This is a genomic window from Desulfonatronum lacustre DSM 10312 (assembly GCF_000519265.1).
Classification (GTDB): domain Bacteria; phylum Desulfobacterota; class Desulfovibrionia; order Desulfovibrionales; family Desulfonatronaceae; genus Desulfonatronum; species Desulfonatronum lacustre.
Map to the genome: position 1 here is coordinate 1,829,179 of NZ_KI912608.1, position 16,684 is coordinate 1,845,862.

Here is a 16,684-nt window from a genome sequence, read left to right on the forward strand (position 1 = left end):
GAAGTTGTGATGGTATTTCCCTTGCAGGCTGGTTTCAATCGTTCAGTTCTGAACGGGAGAAGGCTTGGCCGGAGGAAAATCGCGTTCAAAAATTTCCCACAAGTGAAGCTGGATTGGAAAGGCGTGCAGCGCGAGGGTGGCGTCCCAGTTGAAGCGCTCCGGGGGCAGGTAGCGGCCCTTGTCCAGGACATGGCGCTCCACCAGGTCCAGGTCCGGAAAAAACAAGAGATACTCGGTCACGCCGAATTCCTCGTACAGTTGTTTTTTGATCACCGTGTCCTTGAACGCTGTCGCCTTGGATACGATTTCAATGACCAGATCCGGAGGCCCCTGGATGGACTTGGGCGTGACCCTGGCCTTGTCGCAAACAATGAACAGGTCCGGCTGAACCACGGTCCGTTCGTCCAGGACCACGTCCGTGGGGGCGGTAAAGACCGCGCAGGGCGACTTCCCCGCAAGAAGGGATTTTTTGATCTCGAAAAAAAGATTGCCGACCAGAACCTGATGCCGTGTTGACGGGGCGGGAGTCATGGCAAAGGCCTCGCCATGAATGATCTCCCAGCGTTCCTGGTCCGGCCAGGCCAGATAATCCTGATACGTGAATCCGTCGGGTTTCAAAGCGGGCAATGCGGTCATGGCGCCTCCAGCATAGGGAGCGATCCCAGGAGTCTGAATTGATGATGAGACAAGCTTTAAGCCTAAGCGCCGGTTGCTTCCTGGTCAAGAAATCGGTGCGGAAGGTTGACCGCCTTGCTTCATGAAAGCGTCCGGACCATGCATGCCTTTTCCGACGATGCCTTCTCTATCAATACTCTGTGGACGAGAACGAGGGAATCGTGTTCATGCTGACGGTGGATGATCGAAAAGACGCTTACGGATGATCGGCCAACCGGCAAACGAAGCCTGCTCCGGACCGTCGCGACGCGGGCTCATGACTTTGACTCTCATACGTCGCCGAGGCCCTTGTCCCATTCCTTCCCCATGGCCCTGCCCACTGCGGCAAAGCCTTCAAGGTGCGAGACGCCGTGCGTGAGTTCTTTTTGGGCTTGCCTGACTCCGTGTTTGACTTCTTCCAGGATCATGTCCGCCTGCTTGCGCTGCAGGCCGCAGTGATGTTCGGCAAAGCGCAGCAGGCGTTTCCGGTCCGGCCATTTTTTTGATCCGTCCAGGGCCAGGGCGTCGTGGGGGAGGTAGGCCGTGGTGGTCACGATGTCGAAGGTGGGGGCCAGCTTTCCGCGTCTTGCCTCAGGGCTGTCGGAGATCAGGCAAAAATTTTTACGGTGCGCGTCTCCGTTGCGCAGCACAACGCTGACGGCGATCATCTTGAACAGGTCGGCAAGGCATTCTCCGAGGCATTCTTGGATGCAGTAGTTCTGGAGCACCTTGGTCAGTTGTTCATAACTCCCGTGGTACTTCTTCGCGCTGGGCAGGCCCGCCAGGACGCAAAAATCCTCAAATCCCATGTACCGGTCCTGCTCCGTGAGGTCGAATCGTTCGACCACCAGGAACTTCCCGTTTTTCGAAACCTCCCGGTACGTCGTTTTGGCAGATCGATTTGCTCTTGACGTTGTCCGTGATGTGGATTACTCATAGCTATAAGTATCCACATTGAGGAGGTGCGTTATGCGAACAATTCAGATGACCCTTGATGATAATCTCGTCAAGGCGGTGGATCGTGTTGCAAGGGAACTCCACACGAGTCGGTCCGCTTTCACAAGAAAGGCTCTACAGGATGCGCTGGAAAAGTATAAAAACGGGCAACTTGAGCTAAAGCATCGACGTGGTTACGAACAATATCCGGTTGCCGGCGATGAGTTTTCAGTTTGGGAAGCCGAACAGGCATGGGGGGATGGATGAAGCACGGGGAAATACGCTGGTATAAATTCGCGGCGCCGGATAAAAAACGGCCAGTCCTCATCCTGACGCGCGACAGCGTGTTGGAGTACCTGGGGGAGGTTACTATCGCGCCTATCACAACTACTGTGCGCGATATTCCATCGGAAGTGTTTCTCTCGACGATTGAGGGTATGCCCAAGGATTGCGCGGTCAATTGTGACCACTTGCAGACTGTTTCAAAAGGTAAAATCGGTCCATTGATCACATTCCTTCCCCGAATGAAGATGGTAGAGGTCGGACGAGCAATCCGGTTTGCACTCGACATTTGAAAATGGAGCTGCCAACCACGATCTTTCAGCGGATCGCAAAATCGCGCCTGTTGAAGTTGAAGAGCAGCAGTCCAAAATGCCTGCCACATGCCACAAGTAATCGCCAAAGGATCGGCACGTGAGCTTGGTCACGCCCAAGAAACGGGTCGCTGAGCACGGGGAGGTCTTTCCTCCCGGGTGGATGATCGAGGCGATACTGAAAAAAGGAACACTTCGAGCCAAGAGCAGACCTGACCCCTCTCCGCGTTCCCTCAAAATACCTCCCACAAGGAATCGCCAGAAATGCACCGGCACATGAGCTTGATCAAGTCCAAGAAACGCGCCGCTGGCCACGCGGAGGTGTTTCCAGCGTGGATGGTCGAAGCGATGCTTCTCTGTCGCGGAACGACGTTCGTTTCGCGTGGGGTCAGCTAGAAAGGAATCGGCGTCTTGTTGTGTCGTTTTTGTACGGCACTTTCCTACAAATTCAGAATTGGAAAAAAAGGAAAATTGAATGTTTGGACGGTTTTTTATGATAGGTATGAAGGTGATGTGTATTCTAGTTGCGCTTTCAAGCAGTGTTTCCTTTGCACAGGATTCAGCAACGGAATTTGACAGACCAGTCATAGGGGTCATTCTTCCTTTTTCCTCAGCCTTTGAAGACATCGCTTTTGAGCAGCAAAGAGCCATCAATCTGGCTCTTTCAAAGTCGGATGTTCCTGTAAATGTTATCTTCAAAGATGGAGGAGCGGACAAAGAAAGCGCTGTGCAGGCATTTCATGAGCTTGCGGGACTTGAGGATCGTCCCCTGGCAGTGATCAGCTGCTCCAGCTGGGCTTCTGACGCGATCCATCCCCTTGCTGCTGAGAAAGGCATATTTCACATCGCCATTGGCAGCGCAGCGTTGAATCGTACCCATTCAGGAAATACAGTCAGGTTCACTCTGGACGCGGCGGATGAGCAACAGCAGTTGGCTGAGTATCTGTCCTCCTTCGAGAAAATCGCAATACTGGCCATGGACAACGACCTGGGCAAAAGCTGGATTTCCCACATCCGGCACAGTTTTTCTGAGCAGGTTGCAGCGACGCATGTGTATGATCCTCAACAGATGGACATCCACGAAAAACTTTCGGAAATACAGTCCATTGATCCAGACATCCTGGTGCTCATCAGTGCGGGGGAGGCTGCCGGGATTGCCCGGCAGGCCCGAAAAATCGGAATAACCGCGCAATTCGTGGGCACTCGGCCCATTGAACGTGCGGAACTTCTGGCTGAGCCGGAATACACCAACGGACTTGTCTATACATACCCTTCCTACAATACGAAGCATGAATTTTCCGCCATGTACCGGGGGGAATACGGAAGCGATCCCGGATTTTTCGGGGTCGAAGCCTTTGATGCAGTGACCACTCTTTTGCAGATCCTGGACAAGGGGCTTGTGCGGCCGGCTGATCTGTTTCAGAGCTACGCAGGGCGGAAATTCGTGGGTGCGCTGGGGGAGATTTATTTCACCAGCCATGGAGACGCCAGGTATCCATATCTGTTTAAGCAGATAGTGGACGGCCGGTTTCAGGTTGCCGGATTTCAATTTCCCATGCTTCTTGAAAAGACTTCGCAACAGCTTGAAGACATATTCCAGGAAATGGATCAGGATATTGCACTGGCTGCCCGGAAGCTTTCCAAAACAGGACTTGCGGGAGAGCCTGCCGCTTCAATACTCCAGGAACTTTACGCAAAAAATCCCCATGCCTACAACTGCGTTACCGTTGATGCTGAAGGGATAATCGTCAATGTGGCCCCGGACAGGTACCTGGATGTCATTGGAGAGGACATCAGCCAGCAGGAACAGATCGTCCGGCTGCATTCCACGCGTCAGCCGGTACTCAGTCAGGCCGTAAAGATGGTTGAGGGATTTGTGGGTATTGACCTGGAGCATCCTGTATTCAATCTTGAAAATGAGTTCATTGGATCAGTCAGCATTTTGGCCAAACCGGATTTTTTCGGGAGCATTATTTCCCAGAAGGTCTCCAATTTTCCCGTGGAAATGTTTGTGATCCAGAAGGATGGGGTCATGGTCTATGACATCAATGAACAGGAAATCGGCAAAAATGTTTTTCTTGATCCTTTATATCAAACATATCCTTCCCTGCTTGCAGTTGCTCGCAGGATTGCTGCCGAGCCGGATGGCCGGGGGCGATACCGTTTTCTGGACAAGAACATGCAAGAGGAGGTGGTCAAAAATATCGTCTGGACCACGGTGGGGCTGCACGGAACCGAGTACCGACTGGCTCTGGCCTTTGAAGAGTAAGAACCAGACAACTACCAGATGAGCCAGGGCCGTTTTTGCTGGAACGGCCGTTGGCGTAAAGCGATCTCGTGGCCGGAATCATACCCTGGCCGCCAGACAGCGGCCCCCGCCACATTCCCCCCCCCGCCGACTCCACGATCAACCTTGAGAGAGAAGCTTCTCGATGCGTTCCTGTTGATGTTATGCTAAAAATAGCATAGTTGATTCCTTCAGAAAAGCTTCCACATTGGCGCCGAATTCCTGGCAACGATACATAATTGTATGAGTGCATGTTGCAAAAGTGTAGCTTTTTCCAGTGTCTAGGAAATATTCTCAATGATTCCAGGTTTTTATTTTTGGCACACATGATGCTCTACTCAGGAAAAACAACGAGCAGGAGGAGGGATCATGGGTATTGTTTTGGGCGTTTGTCTTGTGGCCACGGTCTTTGTGGTTTGTGAAATATTGCTGGGCAATTGCCTGGATAGGTATTCCGACGGAATCTACGGGGAAGCGTCGTGCCGCTTGTCCCGGATTCCGGCAGGGGAAGCGGCTACGAAAAGCCTGCCTTTGTTCCTGGCAGGTATCGGACTGCCACTGGCTCTGGCCAGCCCTGTCGAGGGATTCCTTTGTCTGCTGATTGCAGCGTCTCTCTGGGTGATAGGCAAGACAACCCGTATTCGAATCTGGTCGAACAGTGCCTGACGGCTCGTTTCTCTTCCCCCTGCAACTGACCTTGCGCGTGGCTTCCCTGGCCACGCTGTTCGCCCTGGTGTTCGGGGTGCTGCTGGCCTGGGTGATTCATCGGTTTCGTTTTCCCGGTCGGAACATGCTGGATGCCGTGTTGACCCTGCCCATGGTCCTGCCGCCCACGGTGCTTGGCTACTATTTGATCGTGCTGATAGGGCGCAACGGAGTGATCGGCGGCTGGCTGGAGTCGACTTTTGGGATCACCCTGATGTTCACCTGGCAGGGGGCGGTGATTGCCGCGTCCGTGGTGGCGTTTCCCCTGGTGTTCAAGTCGGCCCGAGCCGCGTTGGAAGGGGTGGGGCAAAAATACGAGAACGCGGCCCGCACCCTGGGCTGCGGCGAATGGCAAATTTTCTTGCGCGTCTTGCTGCCCATGGCCGTGCGCGGAATCGTGGCCGGAACCATGCTGGCCTTTGCCCGGGCCATGGGCGAGTTCGGGGCCACCTTGATGGTTGCCGGGAACCTGCCCGGTCGAACCCAGACCATGCCCTTGGCCGTGTACAGCGCCGTGCAGACCGGGAACCAAGACTTGGCCAACATGTTGGTGCTTGTCTTGTCCGCCGCCTGCGTGTTGATTTTATGGATTACGGGATCTCTGCTCAAACCCAAATGGGAGGAAAGGTGATGCAACGAATTGCCGCCGCCTTGCTGTGTGTTTTTCTGTTTCCTGCCTCGGTCGTGCCGGTCGCGGCTCAGGAGTTGATCGTGTCCGCGGCGGCCTCGCTGACGGATGCCTTCACTGTGCTCAAGGATGATTTTGAAAAGGAGCACCCTGGAACGCAACTGGTCTTCAACTTCGGAGCCTCCGGGGCGCTCTACCGCCAGATCGAACAGGGCGCGCCCGCGGACGTGTTCGCCTCCGCGGACATGCGCTGGATGGACGAGGCCATCCGGATCGGGCGCGTTGAATCGATGGAGTCCAAAGTCTTTGCGCAAAACCGAATTGTCCTGGCCGTACCCAAAAACAATCCTGCCGGGGTCTCGACCCTGAAAGACCTGGAGAGCGCCGGTGTCCGTCGGGTCGGAGTGGTCACGCCGGACACCAGTCCGGCGGGGAATTATACCAGGCAGTCACTGAAGGACCTGGAACTCTGGGAAGTTCTGGAGCCCAAGTACATCTTCGCGGAAAACGTGACCCAACTACTGAGCTATTTGCGGCTCGGCGAGGTGGATGCCGGGTTCTTTTTCGCCTCGGACGCGGTCCGGGGGGCGGACGTCGTGGCCGTGGTCAGGGAAATGCCCATGAAGGAGCCGGCCCTGTTTCCCATCGCCCCGCTCTCCGACAGCAAACAGCCGGACTTGGCCCAAGCCTTCGTGCGCTTCATCCTTTCCGAGAAGGGACAAGCCGTCCTTTCCGGGTACGGATTCAGCAAAGCGGAATGACAATGCTTCTGCGATGCGACATCACGACACGCTTCACCGGTGATGTCGGCGGTTTTGAGCTGGATGCGTCGTTCCAGGCGTCCTCCACGTCCATCGTTCTCTTTGGGCCGTCCGGTTCCGGCAAAACACTGACCCTGATGACCCTGGCGGGATTGCTGGCCCCTCGGTCAGGGCACATCGCGGTCCGAGGCGTCACGTTTTATGACTCCCGGACAGGAGTGAACGTGCCCGCCAGAAAGCGCAATGTCGGCGTCGTGTTTCAGGACTATGCCCTGTTTCCGCATCTGACTGTCCGGGAAAACGTGGCTTTCGGCCTGAAGCGACCCTTTCGTCCGCTCAGCACGGAACAGCGGCGAAAGGTGGAGGAACTGCTGGAATTGTTCGGCATCGCCGCTCTTGCCGGACAACGTCCCCATCAATTGTCCGGTGGCCAGCGCCAACGCACGGCCCTGGCCAGAGCCCTGGCCCCCAATCCGCGGCTGTTGCTTCTGGACGAGCCGTTCACGGCCCTGGATCAGCCCTTGCGGGCGAAAATGCGCGAGGAACTGGCCCAAATTCAGAAACGTGTTGACGTGCCCATGGTCATGGTCACCCACGATCTGGCCGATGTGGAGGTCTTTGCCCAAAGCCTGGTGGCTTTTGGTCACGGACGGGTGTTGGAGGTGCTGGATTATCGGGAGCGTCGCTCCGGTGGTGAAAGCGCGGGAGATATTCTGACTCCGTTGTTTGAGGCGGCCAATGGCAATGCCAATGAATCCGGATGATGTCCTTTTTCCGGCCTGAAGGCGGGCTTGACTGAAGACTACGGGATCTGCGACGGCAAGACGTCAAGCGTGGAGCCCTTTGGCTTCGGCATCTTTCCAGCGGAAGACAAAATTCTTACTTTGTGTCACCAGTGCCTTGAGCATAGTGGGCGGTTCATCTCTTCACGTGTCAACAGCTTTTGAACCATCCCGTAAACTTTTCTACTGATCCCACACCAAAATGCACACCATCCCTGATGAAGACCCCGCGACACGGCATTCGCCGGGCGCTTCGTTTTCCGTCCCACCGAACGTCAAGATTCTCGACTCCGTCCAACTGGCGGAGCTGGAGCGAACCTTTCGCGTCTGGGCAACGGACTCTCCGCGGCGGGACGTTCGGGAGTCCAGGCGGCGCATCCTTTTGATATTTCTTTTGATCCGTCATACGGGCGCCAAGCTGAACGAAATATTGGACCTCAAGGCGGGGGACATCGATCTGGGGAAGCGGGTCGTCACCGTGGGCGGCGAGGAACGGGAACGCGCCAGGGTCGTTGAAATTCCCGACGACCTGGCTGAAGAGCTGCGCGCGGCCTTGACTGCGGGCGGGCATGGTCCGGAGGATGCCTTGTTTCGAATCGACCCGGCCCATGTCCGGCGCAAGTTTTACGAGCAGGCCGAGGCTTGCGGGCTGCCCCGGGAGTTCGGCAATCCCAGTACGCTGCGCCGCTCACGCTCCGTGGAACTGCTGCGCGGCAATCTGCCCCTGCCCGTGGTCCAGCGGCTGCTCGGCCACTCCACGCCCAACCTCACCGCCGCGCATCTGGATGTCTCCGAGGAAGACGTCCACCATGCCGCCAGACGGTATATCGACCGGGAGAGTCGCCGGCGCACCAGCGCCCGGAACATTTTTTTCGGCAAGATCACGGAAATTCTCACCGGGGACATTCAGTCCGAAGTGACGCTGCTGACTCTGGGCGGGCTGCACGTCGTCTCGGTGATCACCAACGCCAGTCTGCGCAGGATGCGGCTGAAGGTCGGGATGTTCGTGACCGCGGAAATCAAGGCTCCTTGGGTACTCGTCGCCGGCTCCGAGGGAGCGGACCAGAACAGCGCGGACAACCGCCTGCCGGCCATGGTCATCGACGTCAGCACCGGTCGGATCAACGCCGAAATTCTGCTGCGCCTGGCGGACGGCACGGAAATCTGCTCCATAACGACCGCCGCGAGCAGCCGTCGCCTGAAGCTGCGCTCAGGCGACCAGGCCTGGGTGCTTTTCGGGGCCTATTGCGTGGTTCTCAATCGGGAGTGAGGCCGACTTCAGTCGGGACGCGGCGCGGCGTCCCTCATTCCTCAACGGGCTTGCCCCATTGCGGCGTCAAGGGTATCTCCACGCATACTTACACGATAATTCATGAAAACGTGCCTTTCTCCTTTCGATTTGGTTTGAATTTGATCATCGGAGCCATATTCCTGGCCCTGGCCGTGCTCCTGGGCAACCACATCCTGTCAGTCCTCTTCCCCATGTCCGCCCTGGGCGTGCTGCTCGTCTTTGCCGGTCTCCAACTTTGCATGAGCATGCTGGACATCAATGTTCGCAAGGATTTGTTCGTGGCGGTCGCCGTGGTCGGCATCACCCTGGCTTCCAACCTGGCCGTGGGATTCGTCGTGGGAACCGCCCTGGCCTATGTGCTGCGTTCGGATAGGCTGAAGGTGTGACCGGAGGCGACCATTTGTCCAAACTCTTACTTGTTGAGAGTTGGTGGCGAGGCAACGCGGCTGAACCCCAGAGTTGCCCCACGGATGAGGCGTGAAGCGTCATGTTCCCGATGACACGCTCGTTGGGTCACACGTCGCCGAGGCCCTTCTCCATGACCCTTCTCCATGACCCTTCTCCATGACCCTTCTCCACATTCATAGATCCTGCTTCCGCGAATTAAATCTCCTAATCCTGGCCGCGCATTCAGACAGCGGGCCCGCCACATTCCCGCCGCCGACTCTGATATTTCTCTGGCCTGAACTCCGCGATGCGAATGGTGCGAAAGACTGACAAAGGCCTTGCTCATCCTCTATCCGGCGTACTATGTCTGGCCCTGTTCTGCTCCTCGGGGTTGCCTCTCCTGGGAAGAAAACTCTTCAACTGATCCCTGCACGCCAGAAGTTGAAGGTATGATCGGGGACGAGCGTCGATGAGTGGCCATCACGCCGTAAAACGCAAGCACTTCACTCAAGACAGGAGAACACACAATGACCTCCCCCTGGATTGCTTACAACGACCTGGCCTGGGTCGATGATTGGTTGGCCGATGCGGCGGATTATGAGCGGGAGGCCGCTGTTTATGTGGAGTTGATCCGGCGGGCCGCGACGTCGGGCCTGGTTCGTGCGCCGCGGACTCTGCTGCATCTGGGCTGCGGGGCGGGCGGGCATGATCGGGAGTTCAAGCGGCACTTCGCGATCACCGGCGTGGACCTGAGTCCGGGCATGTTGAACATGGCCCGGACCAGACATCCGGAGATCGAGTATTTGGAAGACGACATGCGCTCCGTGCGCTTGAACCGACGATTCGACGCGGTGGTCATCCCGGACTGCATCGACTACATGACCACGTTGGACGAGTTGCGCCAGGCCGTGCAAACCGCGGTGGACCATCTCCATCCGGGCGGGGTCCTGCTTGTGGTCGGGAAGCCGGCGGAGACCTTTCAGGACAACAATTTCGCCTATACCGGCGAAAAGGACGGCGTCCACGTCACGCTGCTGGAAAACAACTACGTCAATCCATACCGCCCCGGCACCTACGAGGCCGCGCTCTTCTATCTGATCCGCCGCCACGGCGACCTGACCACCCACGCGGACCTTCACGTCCTCGGCCTCTTTCCCCAGGCGACCTGGGACCAGGTGTTCCAGGAGGCCGGGCTCGCCATGCGTCAAGAGATTCTCGACGGCGTCTACGACAAGTTTCTGCTCAACGACGGCGCGTATCCGATGACGATTTTCGTTGGGCAAAATAGCTGAAAAACAGGAAACGCTCATGACCAATCCGCTGATCAAGCCCGAATTCCCCCTGTCCGCGAAGTACGACCCGGACTGGATGCTGGATAACCAGATGGGGCCCAACGCCGTTTGGCTGATGGAATGGCTGGCCGGGGCCCTGGCGCTGCGACCGGGACTGCGCGTGCTCGACCTGGGGTGCGGGCGGGCCATGACCAGCGTTTTCATGGCCCGGGAGTTCGGCGTGCAGGTCTGGGCCGCGGATTTATGGATCTCTCCGGAATTCAACCATGCCCGGGCCGAGGCTGCCGGGGTTGGCTCCCTGGTGTATCCCTTGCGGGCCGAAGCCCACGCCCTGCCTTTTCCCGAGGCCTTCTTCGACGTGGTCGTGTCCGTGGACGCCTATCAGTACTTCGGCACGGACGTGCTCTACCTGGGCTACCTGACCCGCTTCCTGAAACCCGGCGGACAGATCGGCGTGGTCGTTCCCGGCCTGACGCAAGCCTTTTCAGAGGTTCCGGAGCACCTGGCCGCGCCGCAATCCAACGGCAAGATATTCTGGGAAGACGAGTGCTGGAGCTTCAAGACCGCGGACTGGTGGCGCGAGCACTGGAGCCGTAATCGGGGCGTGACTGACCTGAGCGTGGATCTGCTGCCGGACGGATGGCGGCACTGGCATGACTTCGAGCGGGCCGCGGAAGCTTCCGGCAAGTCCCATTTTCCATCGGATGCCGAAGCCCTGGCCGTTGACCAAGGGAAATTCATCGGTTTTGTCCGGGCCGTGGCCCGGCGCACCGACTGGATGGCCGAAAATCTGTACAGTCCGGACGTGGGCATGCGCTGCGGAGTGGACGGCTGATGAAGGGGTTGAACAAGCTTTCAATGTTCGCCAACCTGCTGACCGGACTGCGGCGAACGATCCGAGGGGCCGCCGCTGAAAAGGACCCAGAAAGCGGGCTAAACGGCGAGAGCGGGATGAGCGACGCCGCGCTGAACGAGGCCCTGCGCCGGGCCAGGGCGGTCCAGCCACCGCCGGTGGTCTGGCTGCTGGGCAAGACCCAGTCCGGGAAGACCTCCATCATCCGCTCCCTGACCGGTAGCCCGGACGCGGAGATCGGCAACGGCTTTCAAAGCTGCACCCGGACCGCCCGGTTCTACGACCACCCGGCCGATGCGCCGGTGGTCCGCTTCCTGGACACCCAGGGTCTGGGCGAGGTGGACTACGATCCTGCCGAGGACCTGGCCTTTTGCGAATCCCAGGCCCAGTTGATCATTGCCGTGGTCAAGGTCTCGGACGGGTTGCAGGGCGCGGTGTTCGACGTCCTGCGGGCCGTGCGCCGACGGCGACCGGACTGGCCGGTGATCGTGGCCCAGACCTGCCTGCACGAAGTCTATCCCTCAGGTTTCGAGCACGTTCTGCCCTACCCCTTCGACCAATCCGGCTGGGAGACGCGGGTTCCCCCGAACCTGACCCGGGCTCTGCTCTTCCAGCGCGACCGGCTCGGCGCCCTGCCTGGAAACGGACCGATGGTCTGGGTCCCGGTGGACCTGACCCTGCCCGAGGACGACATTCTTCCCACGGATTACGGCCTGGACGCCCTTTGGAAGGCCGTTCAGCGGGCTTCCCGGTTCGACCTGGAAGTGCGGCTTCGAGACGAGAGCGACCGGGAAGACGGCCAGAGCGATTCATTTTCCCTGGCCGCTCATCAGCAAATCGTCGGCTACGCCATGGCTTCCGCGGCCATTGGGGCCCTGCCCCTGGTGGACCTGGCGGCCCTGCCCGCCTTGCAGGTGAAGATGCTCCACAAGCTGGGCGAGTTGGCCGGAGTGCGCTGGGACAAGCGGCGCGTCGCAGAATTCTCCGCCCTGCTCGGGCCGGGCATCATGGCCGGATATGGGCTGCGCCTGGCTGGGCGCAGCGTGATCAAGTTGATTCCGGTCCTGGGCCAGACAGGAGGAGCGGCCTACGGCGCGGCCACCGGCGCGGGCCTGACCTTCGCCCTGGGCAAGGCGGCCCGACTTTACCTGGACCACGCGGCCCAAGGGCGCTCCGTGCGGGCCGAGGACGTCCGGAAGATCTTTGACGAGGCGTTGCGCCGGGGCCGGAACCTGATCAAGCCCTTCGGGCAAAAGGACGGATCATGATCAGCAAGACCGCCCTGCTGCGCGGCTTCGGCCTGCTGCGCCTTCTGGCCGTGTTCCTGGCTGCCCTGCCCCTGCTGGCCCTGCCGGCCCTCGGCCTGGCCTGGATCTGGCTGTCCGACCACCGCCCTTTCTGGCTGGCCGCGTTGGGAATCTGCGCTGTTTCCGGCTACGGACTGCACCTACTGGCGGCCCGGATCGAACGTTCCCGATCCAAGACCGATCAAGCCGAACAATCAATAGACCCCGAATCTCGCACCACCAGACCCGCCCCTCACTGGTCCCGCCAAGACGAGGCCTGTTGGATCAAGGTGGAGGAGCTGGCCCAGCGAACCTCACCCAAGGACTGGGCGGTCGCGGACGTGCAGCGCATTGCCCTGCTGGGCCGGGACACTCTGGATGTGGTGGCCGGCCACTATCATCCCGAAGCGGACAACCCTCTCCTGGAACTGACCATCCCCCACGCCCTGCTGATCACCGAACGGGCCGCCCGGGATCTGCGCCGGGAGATCACCCGGACCATCCCCTTCAGTCACAAGCTGACCATGGGCCTGCTGGCCCGGATCAACCGCTGGCGAGAAACCGTCAAGCAGTACGAAACCCTCTACCGCCTGGGCCGGGCCGTGCTTTCGCCGTATTCGGCCCTGTTTCATGAAGTGCGGCGCAACCTGGGAAACAGCATCGCCGGATACGGCCTGGAGAACGTCAAGGCCTGGCTGCTGCGCGAGTACGTGCGCAAGGTCGGGTACTACGCCATTGAACTGTACAGCGGAAAACTGCTGCTGATTGACGAGGACCCCACGGCCCGTCCCACAGCGGCCACCCGAAGCGACCTCAATGACGCCGGAAAGCACGGCGAACCCTCCACCTCAGAGCCCTTGCGCATCCTGGTCCTGGGGCGGGCCAACACGGGCAAGTCCAGCCTGATCAACGCCCTGTTCGGCAGGCTTCAGGTGACCACTGATACGCTGCCTGGAACCACCCAGGCCATGAAAGCCTATCGCCTGGAACGGGAGGGCCGGGACGCGGCCCTGATCCTGGACGCCCCCGGATGCGACACCGATCTTCTGCCCCCCAAGGCCCTGCGCCGGGCCGTGCTGGACGCGGACCTGATCCTTTGGGTCACAGCGGCAAACCGGGCCGACCGCCACGCCGAGCGCGAGCAACTGGACCGGATCAGGGCCTGGTACGCCGAACGCCCTTCCCGCCGCCTCCCGCCCCTGGTGGTCGCGCTCACACACATCGACCAGCTCCGGCCGGTCAAAGAATGGCAGCCTCCCTACGATCTGAACGCCGCTCCAAACCCCAAGGCCGTTGCCATCGCCGCGGCGGTGCAAGCCGTGGCCCGGGACCTGAACGTCCCCGTGGACCAGACCATCCCGGTCTGCCTGGCTCAGGGGCGTCTCTACAACGTGGAGGACACGTTGGCTGCGGTGATTCTGGAACTTCAGGAGGAAAGCGAAAAGGCGCGGTTTCTGCGCTGTCTGGAGGCGCGGAAGGGAGAGGAATTCTGGAGCGCCGTCAAAGAGCAGATGAAGACGGCGGGCAGAATGCTCGGGTCGGTTCTTAGATAGCCATCACGAGATGAGAGAAGAGAAAAGATCAAGAAGCCGCGCCACGCACGGACGCGGCGACGTCGGTGAAGACCTGGTGAACCATGGCCGCCTGCTCCCGGTCCGCGAACTGGAAGCGGACCCGCTCCCGGCCGGAGCGGGCCATGTCCTCGTCCAGGGTCAGGTCAAGCTGGAAGCCCCATTCCTGGTCGCTTCCCAGCACGGATTCTTCCAGCGGCGCAAGCGGGCCGACCCGCAAATCAGACACGCTTTCGCACTCGATGTTGCCGTAAAACCGGTGGCCGTTGCCCACGAAATGCACGGTCCTGCCGCGCACGTAGACTTCCTCCAGGCTGCGAAAGGCCAGGAGCATGGCGCAGGAGCCAACGGCTTCGGAAACCGAGGTCATTTCAGGGTCACTTCAGGTTGACCTGATCGGCGATGGTGGTGATGGAGGCCACGGCATCGTTCAGAAAGTCATCCAGTCCCACCCCGATGGTCTCGCACTCCCGGATGATCTCCCGGTTCACCGCCGCGGCAAAGGCCTTGTCCTTCATTTTCTTCTTCAGACTCTTGGCCCCCAGCCCCTCCAGCTTCGTGGGCCGGATCAGGGCCGCCGCGGAAACCAGGCCGGTGACGGTCTCGGAGCAGCGCAAGGCGTGGTCGAAGGTGGTGGACGGCGCAACCCCGTTGCGCTCGCCGTTATGGGCGCGGATGGCCGTCAAGGCTTCCTCGGGCAAGTCCTCGGCCAGCCACGTGGCCGCCCGCAAACCGTGCTCTTCCGGCAATTCCTTGGTTTCGTGGAAGTCCAGATCATGGAGCAGCCCCGCCAGCCCCCAGACTTCCTCATCCTGCCCCAGCCGCCTGGCCACCCCCCGCATCACCGCCTCGGTCTCCAGGGCATGATGCAGCATATGCTGTTCCTGGCCCTTGCTGGAAAGCAGCTCCCAGGCTTGTTCACGCGATATCATGATATTCTCCTTACGCTCAAAAAAACAACTTGCGTGGCAATTATTCGCCCACTGCCTGGCATGCGGCGGCAATCACGTTGTCGGCGAGATAATATCCTGAGGCGCGCAGCTCCAATAAGAGCGGCCGCACAACGGGAATCAACCCGCGACGTTTGGCTGCGACCAAAATCCCAGCCGTCCCCTTGACGGGAAGTCCATAAACATGCCGGGCGATTCGTCGACCTCGTCGTTCATCAATGATCGCCATGCACGGCGACAGATGCCGTGCAAGGCATATGACCTCGGCCTCTCCGTCATCCAACTCCATCACCAGCAAAGGGTCGGGAACGGGACTCACTCTGACACGCATCTGCCAGACTGCTCTCTGCAAAGCTCTGGCCCCCGGCTTGTCGATATCCGCCACCGACACTTCGTTGTAGACGGTCCGCGGAACCCAGCACTCGGTAAACAACGTTGGCAACAAATCGAGGGAATCAAGCAGTGATAGCGCGATCAGCGGACCGGCATTGACCACCGCGCGATCAAACATCGGCGTTAAACTCCGCCATCACCTCATCATTGTCCAGCGCTGCTATGGGTACACCGGCTCGTCCCGCGGCAAGAAGAAACTCTACCCGCCCCATTCCGCAAAGCTTCGCGGCCTTGCCGGAACTCAAGCGTCCAACTTCGAACAGTTTCAAGGCCAGCATAAATTGGGCTTCGCGTGCCAACGCTTCCGGGGACATACCAGGCAACGCCAAAGCATCAAAAGGGAGTTCGAGCACGACCGTATTCATAAGCTGCCTCCACTCAGGGGAAGTCCAAAACCTGCAACATCTTGAAAACTCACCTAAAAAATGATCTCCGTACCGATCCCGCCCTTGGTAAACATCTCCAGAAGGATGGAATTCTCCAGGCGGCCGTCGATGATGTGGGCCTTTTCGACGCCGGCTTCCACGGCTTCCAGGCAGCATTTGACCTTGGGGATCATGCCGCCGCGCAGCACCCCTTTTTCCAGGGCTTCCACGGCCTTGTGCCGGTTCATGGACGAGATCAGATTACCCTCCAGATCCAGCACGCCGGGTACGTCGGTGAGCAGGATCAGCCGTTTGGCCTCCAGAGCCGCGGCCACGGCCCCGGCCACGGCGTCGGCATTGATGTTGTAAGTTTCGCCATCGTCGTCCACGCCCACCGGGGCGATCACCGGGATGAAGCCTTCTTTTTCCAGGGTGCGAATCAGGCCGGTGCGGATGTCCGTGACCTCGCCCACCTTGCCCAGGTCGATAATTTCCGGGGGCATGTCCTTGTGCGGGATGACCATCTCCATTTTCTGGGCGTTGATGATCCGCCCGTCCTTGCCGGAGAGCCCCACGGCCTTGCCTCCGTGCTGATTGAGCAGGTTGACGATCTCCTTGTTCACCTTGCCCACCAACACCATTTCCACCACGTCCATGGTGGCCTCGTCCGTGACCCGCAGCCCTTCCCGGAACTGGCAGCAGATGCCCAGTTGATCCAGCATCCTGCCGATCTGCGGGCCGCCGCCATGCACGATCACCGGATTGACCCCGATGTAGCGCAGCAGGACGATGTTCAGGGCGAACGCCCGCTTGAGCTGCTCGTCCTTCATGGCGTGCCCGCCATACTTGATGACCACGGTCTGCCCGAAAAAATCCCGGATGTACGGGAGCGCTTCGAGCAGGGTTTTGGCTTTGGCGACTTCGTGTTGCATGGGGTTGTACTCGCTCAA

Annotated in this window: 19 protein-coding genes and 1 pseudogene; 13 read left to right on the forward strand and 7 right to left on the reverse strand. The window is 59.4% G+C overall.

All coding sequences use genetic code 11. From position 1 onward, the window contains the following. Positions 1-42 precede the first annotated feature (42 nt). Entirely contained in the window at positions 43-636 is a 594-nt protein-coding gene (locus tag DESLA_RS0108510) for a Uma2 family endonuclease (protein WP_028572124.1), read from the reverse strand. A 308-nt stretch (positions 637-944) separates the two neighbouring features. Next, positions 945-1,532, reverse strand: a pseudogene (locus DESLA_RS19555) (HipA domain-containing protein); the annotation flags it as partial. Between the two features lie 91 nt (positions 1,533-1,623). Here DESLA_RS19555 and DESLA_RS0108520 point away from each other — a divergent pair. From DESLA_RS0108520 to DESLA_RS0108585, 13 genes are all read left to right on the forward strand, one after another. Then, the gene (locus DESLA_RS0108520) at positions 1,624-1,857 is read left to right on the forward strand and encodes a ribbon-helix-helix domain-containing protein (protein ID WP_028572125.1); all 234 of its coding nucleotides are present in this window, start codon (positions 1,624-1,626) and stop codon (positions 1,855-1,857) included. Beyond that, the gene (locus tag DESLA_RS0108525) at positions 1,854-2,165 is read left to right on the forward strand and encodes a type II toxin-antitoxin system PemK/MazF family toxin (RefSeq protein WP_028572126.1); all 312 of its coding nucleotides are present in this window, start codon (positions 1,854-1,856) and stop codon (positions 2,163-2,165) included. The genes DESLA_RS0108520 and DESLA_RS0108525 overlap by 4 nt, the downstream gene beginning before the upstream one ends. Positions 2,166-2,658: 493 nt before the next feature. Next, a complete protein-coding gene (locus DESLA_RS0108535; RefSeq protein ID WP_028572127.1) occupies positions 2,659-4,452 on the forward strand; it encodes an ABC transporter substrate-binding protein in 1,794 nt (597 codons plus the stop codon). Positions 4,453-4,839: 387 nt separating this feature from the next. Further along, entirely contained in the window at positions 4,840-5,136 is a 297-nt protein-coding gene (locus tag DESLA_RS0108540; protein ID WP_028572128.1) for a hypothetical protein, read from the forward strand. Beyond that, positions 5,129-5,806, forward strand: coding sequence for a molybdate ABC transporter permease subunit (gene modB, locus DESLA_RS0108545; RefSeq protein ID WP_028572129.1), 678 nt, complete (start codon positions 5,129-5,131; stop codon positions 5,804-5,806). The genes DESLA_RS0108540 and modB overlap by 8 nt, the downstream gene beginning before the upstream one ends. Next, entirely contained in the window at positions 5,806-6,564 is a 759-nt protein-coding gene (gene modA / locus DESLA_RS0108550) for a molybdate ABC transporter substrate-binding protein (protein ID WP_028572130.1), read from the forward strand. The genes modB and modA overlap by 1 nt, the downstream gene beginning before the upstream one ends. A gap of 2 nt (positions 6,565-6,566) precedes the next feature. After that, positions 6,567-7,328: an ABC transporter ATP-binding protein gene (locus DESLA_RS19560; protein ID WP_051434520.1), complete on the forward strand. Its 762-nt coding sequence runs from the start codon at positions 6,567-6,569 to the stop codon at positions 7,326-7,328. 220 nt (positions 7,329-7,548) lie between these two features. Then, positions 7,549-8,616, forward strand: a complete 1,068-nt coding sequence (locus DESLA_RS0108560; protein ID WP_028572131.1) for a TOBE domain-containing protein — start codon at positions 7,549-7,551, stop codon at positions 8,614-8,616. A gap of 134 nt (positions 8,617-8,750) precedes the next feature. Further along, complete coding sequence (locus DESLA_RS0108565) at positions 8,751-9,023, forward strand: hypothetical protein (RefSeq protein WP_028572132.1); 273 nt, start codon at positions 8,751-8,753, stop codon at positions 9,021-9,023. Between the two features lie 528 nt (positions 9,024-9,551). Continuing rightward, complete coding sequence (locus tag DESLA_RS0108570) at positions 9,552-10,316, forward strand: class I SAM-dependent methyltransferase (RefSeq protein ID WP_028572133.1); 765 nt, start codon at positions 9,552-9,554, stop codon at positions 10,314-10,316. A 16-nt stretch (positions 10,317-10,332) separates the two neighbouring features. Beyond that, positions 10,333-11,151, forward strand: coding sequence for an SAM-dependent methyltransferase (locus tag DESLA_RS19565; protein WP_084031976.1), 819 nt, complete (start codon positions 10,333-10,335; stop codon positions 11,149-11,151). A 23-nt stretch (positions 11,152-11,174) separates the two neighbouring features. Next, positions 11,175-12,437, forward strand: coding sequence for a YcjF family protein (locus DESLA_RS0108580; protein ID WP_084032200.1), 1,263 nt, complete (start codon positions 11,175-11,177; stop codon positions 12,435-12,437). Next, positions 12,434-14,008: a GTPase family protein gene (locus tag DESLA_RS0108585; protein WP_051434521.1), complete on the forward strand. Its 1,575-nt coding sequence runs from the start codon at positions 12,434-12,436 to the stop codon at positions 14,006-14,008. Before DESLA_RS0108580 ends, DESLA_RS0108585 begins: the two co-directional genes overlap by 4 nt. Positions 14,009-14,036: 28 nt before the next feature. Here the strand turns inward: DESLA_RS0108585 and DESLA_RS0108590 are convergent, their stop codons facing one another. Genes DESLA_RS0108590 through argB form a run of 5 tightly spaced genes read right to left on the reverse strand, consistent with a single transcriptional unit; the run spans position 14,037 to position 16,666 of the window. After that, positions 14,037-14,396 (reverse strand): hypothetical protein, encoded by a 360-nt coding sequence (locus DESLA_RS0108590; protein ID WP_028572136.1) that lies wholly within the window; start codon positions 14,394-14,396, stop codon positions 14,037-14,039. A 7-nt stretch (positions 14,397-14,403) separates the two neighbouring features. Beyond that, on the reverse strand, positions 14,404-14,958 hold the full coding sequence (locus tag DESLA_RS0108595; RefSeq protein ID WP_028572137.1) for an HDIG domain-containing metalloprotein: 555 nt from the start codon (positions 14,956-14,958) through the stop codon (positions 14,404-14,406). Between the two features lie 40 nt (positions 14,959-14,998). Next, complete coding sequence (locus DESLA_RS0108600; RefSeq protein WP_028572138.1) at positions 14,999-15,487, reverse strand: PIN domain-containing protein; 489 nt, start codon at positions 15,485-15,487, stop codon at positions 14,999-15,001. Continuing rightward, complete coding sequence (locus DESLA_RS0108605) at positions 15,480-15,734, reverse strand: UPF0175 family protein (RefSeq protein WP_028572139.1); 255 nt, start codon at positions 15,732-15,734, stop codon at positions 15,480-15,482. The genes DESLA_RS0108600 and DESLA_RS0108605 overlap by 8 nt, the downstream gene beginning before the upstream one ends. A gap of 53 nt (positions 15,735-15,787) precedes the next feature. After that, positions 15,788-16,666, reverse strand: a complete 879-nt coding sequence (gene argB, locus DESLA_RS0108610) for an acetylglutamate kinase (protein WP_028572140.1) — start codon at positions 16,664-16,666, stop codon at positions 15,788-15,790. Positions 16,667-16,684 lie beyond the last annotated feature (18 nt).

What these genes read in the sequence shown, in the direction of transcription:
- DESLA_RS0108520 (WP_028572125.1), top strand. Translation starts at nt 1,624, where the DNA reads ATGCGAACAATTCAGATGACCCTTGATGATAATCTCGTCAAGGCGGTG.
- DESLA_RS0108570 (WP_028572133.1), top strand. Translation starts at nt 9,552, where the DNA reads ATGACCTCCCCCTGGATTGCTTACAACGACCTGGCCTGGGTCGATGAT.
- DESLA_RS0108590 (WP_028572136.1), bottom strand. Translation starts at nt 14,396, where the DNA reads ATGACCTCGGTTTCCGAAGCCGTTGGCTCCTGCGCCATGCTCCTGGCC.
- DESLA_RS0108585 (WP_051434521.1), top strand. Translation starts at nt 12,434, where the DNA reads ATGATCAGCAAGACCGCCCTGCTGCGCGGCTTCGGCCTGCTGCGCCTT.
- DESLA_RS0108560 (WP_028572131.1), top strand. Translation starts at nt 7,549, where the DNA reads ATGCACACCATCCCTGATGAAGACCCCGCGACACGGCATTCGCCGGGC.
- DESLA_RS0108600 (WP_028572138.1), bottom strand. Translation starts at nt 15,487, where the DNA reads ATGTTTGATCGCGCGGTGGTCAATGCCGGTCCGCTGATCGCGCTATCA.
- DESLA_RS0108510 (WP_028572124.1), bottom strand. Translation starts at nt 636, where the DNA reads ATGACCGCATTGCCCGCTTTGAAACCCGACGGATTCACGTATCAGGAT.
- modA (WP_028572130.1), top strand. Translation starts at nt 5,806, where the DNA reads ATGCAACGAATTGCCGCCGCCTTGCTGTGTGTTTTTCTGTTTCCTGCC.
- DESLA_RS0108595 (WP_028572137.1), bottom strand. Translation starts at nt 14,958, where the DNA reads ATGATATCGCGTGAACAAGCCTGGGAGCTGCTTTCCAGCAAGGGCCAG.
- DESLA_RS19565 (WP_084031976.1), top strand. Translation starts at nt 10,333, where the DNA reads ATGACCAATCCGCTGATCAAGCCCGAATTCCCCCTGTCCGCGAAGTAC.
- argB (WP_028572140.1), bottom strand. Translation starts at nt 16,666, where the DNA reads ATGCAACACGAAGTCGCCAAAGCCAAAACCCTGCTCGAAGCGCTCCCG.
- DESLA_RS0108535 (WP_028572127.1), top strand. Translation starts at nt 2,659, where the DNA reads ATGTTTGGACGGTTTTTTATGATAGGTATGAAGGTGATGTGTATTCTA.
- DESLA_RS0108540 (WP_028572128.1), top strand. Translation starts at nt 4,840, where the DNA reads ATGGGTATTGTTTTGGGCGTTTGTCTTGTGGCCACGGTCTTTGTGGTT.
- DESLA_RS0108605 (WP_028572139.1), bottom strand. Translation starts at nt 15,734, where the DNA reads ATGAATACGGTCGTGCTCGAACTCCCTTTTGATGCTTTGGCGTTGCCT.
- DESLA_RS19560 (WP_051434520.1), top strand. Translation starts at nt 6,567, where the DNA reads ATGCTTCTGCGATGCGACATCACGACACGCTTCACCGGTGATGTCGGC.
- DESLA_RS0108525 (WP_028572126.1), top strand. Translation starts at nt 1,854, where the DNA reads ATGAAGCACGGGGAAATACGCTGGTATAAATTCGCGGCGCCGGATAAA.
- DESLA_RS0108580 (WP_084032200.1), top strand. Translation starts at nt 11,175, where the DNA reads ATGTTCGCCAACCTGCTGACCGGACTGCGGCGAACGATCCGAGGGGCC.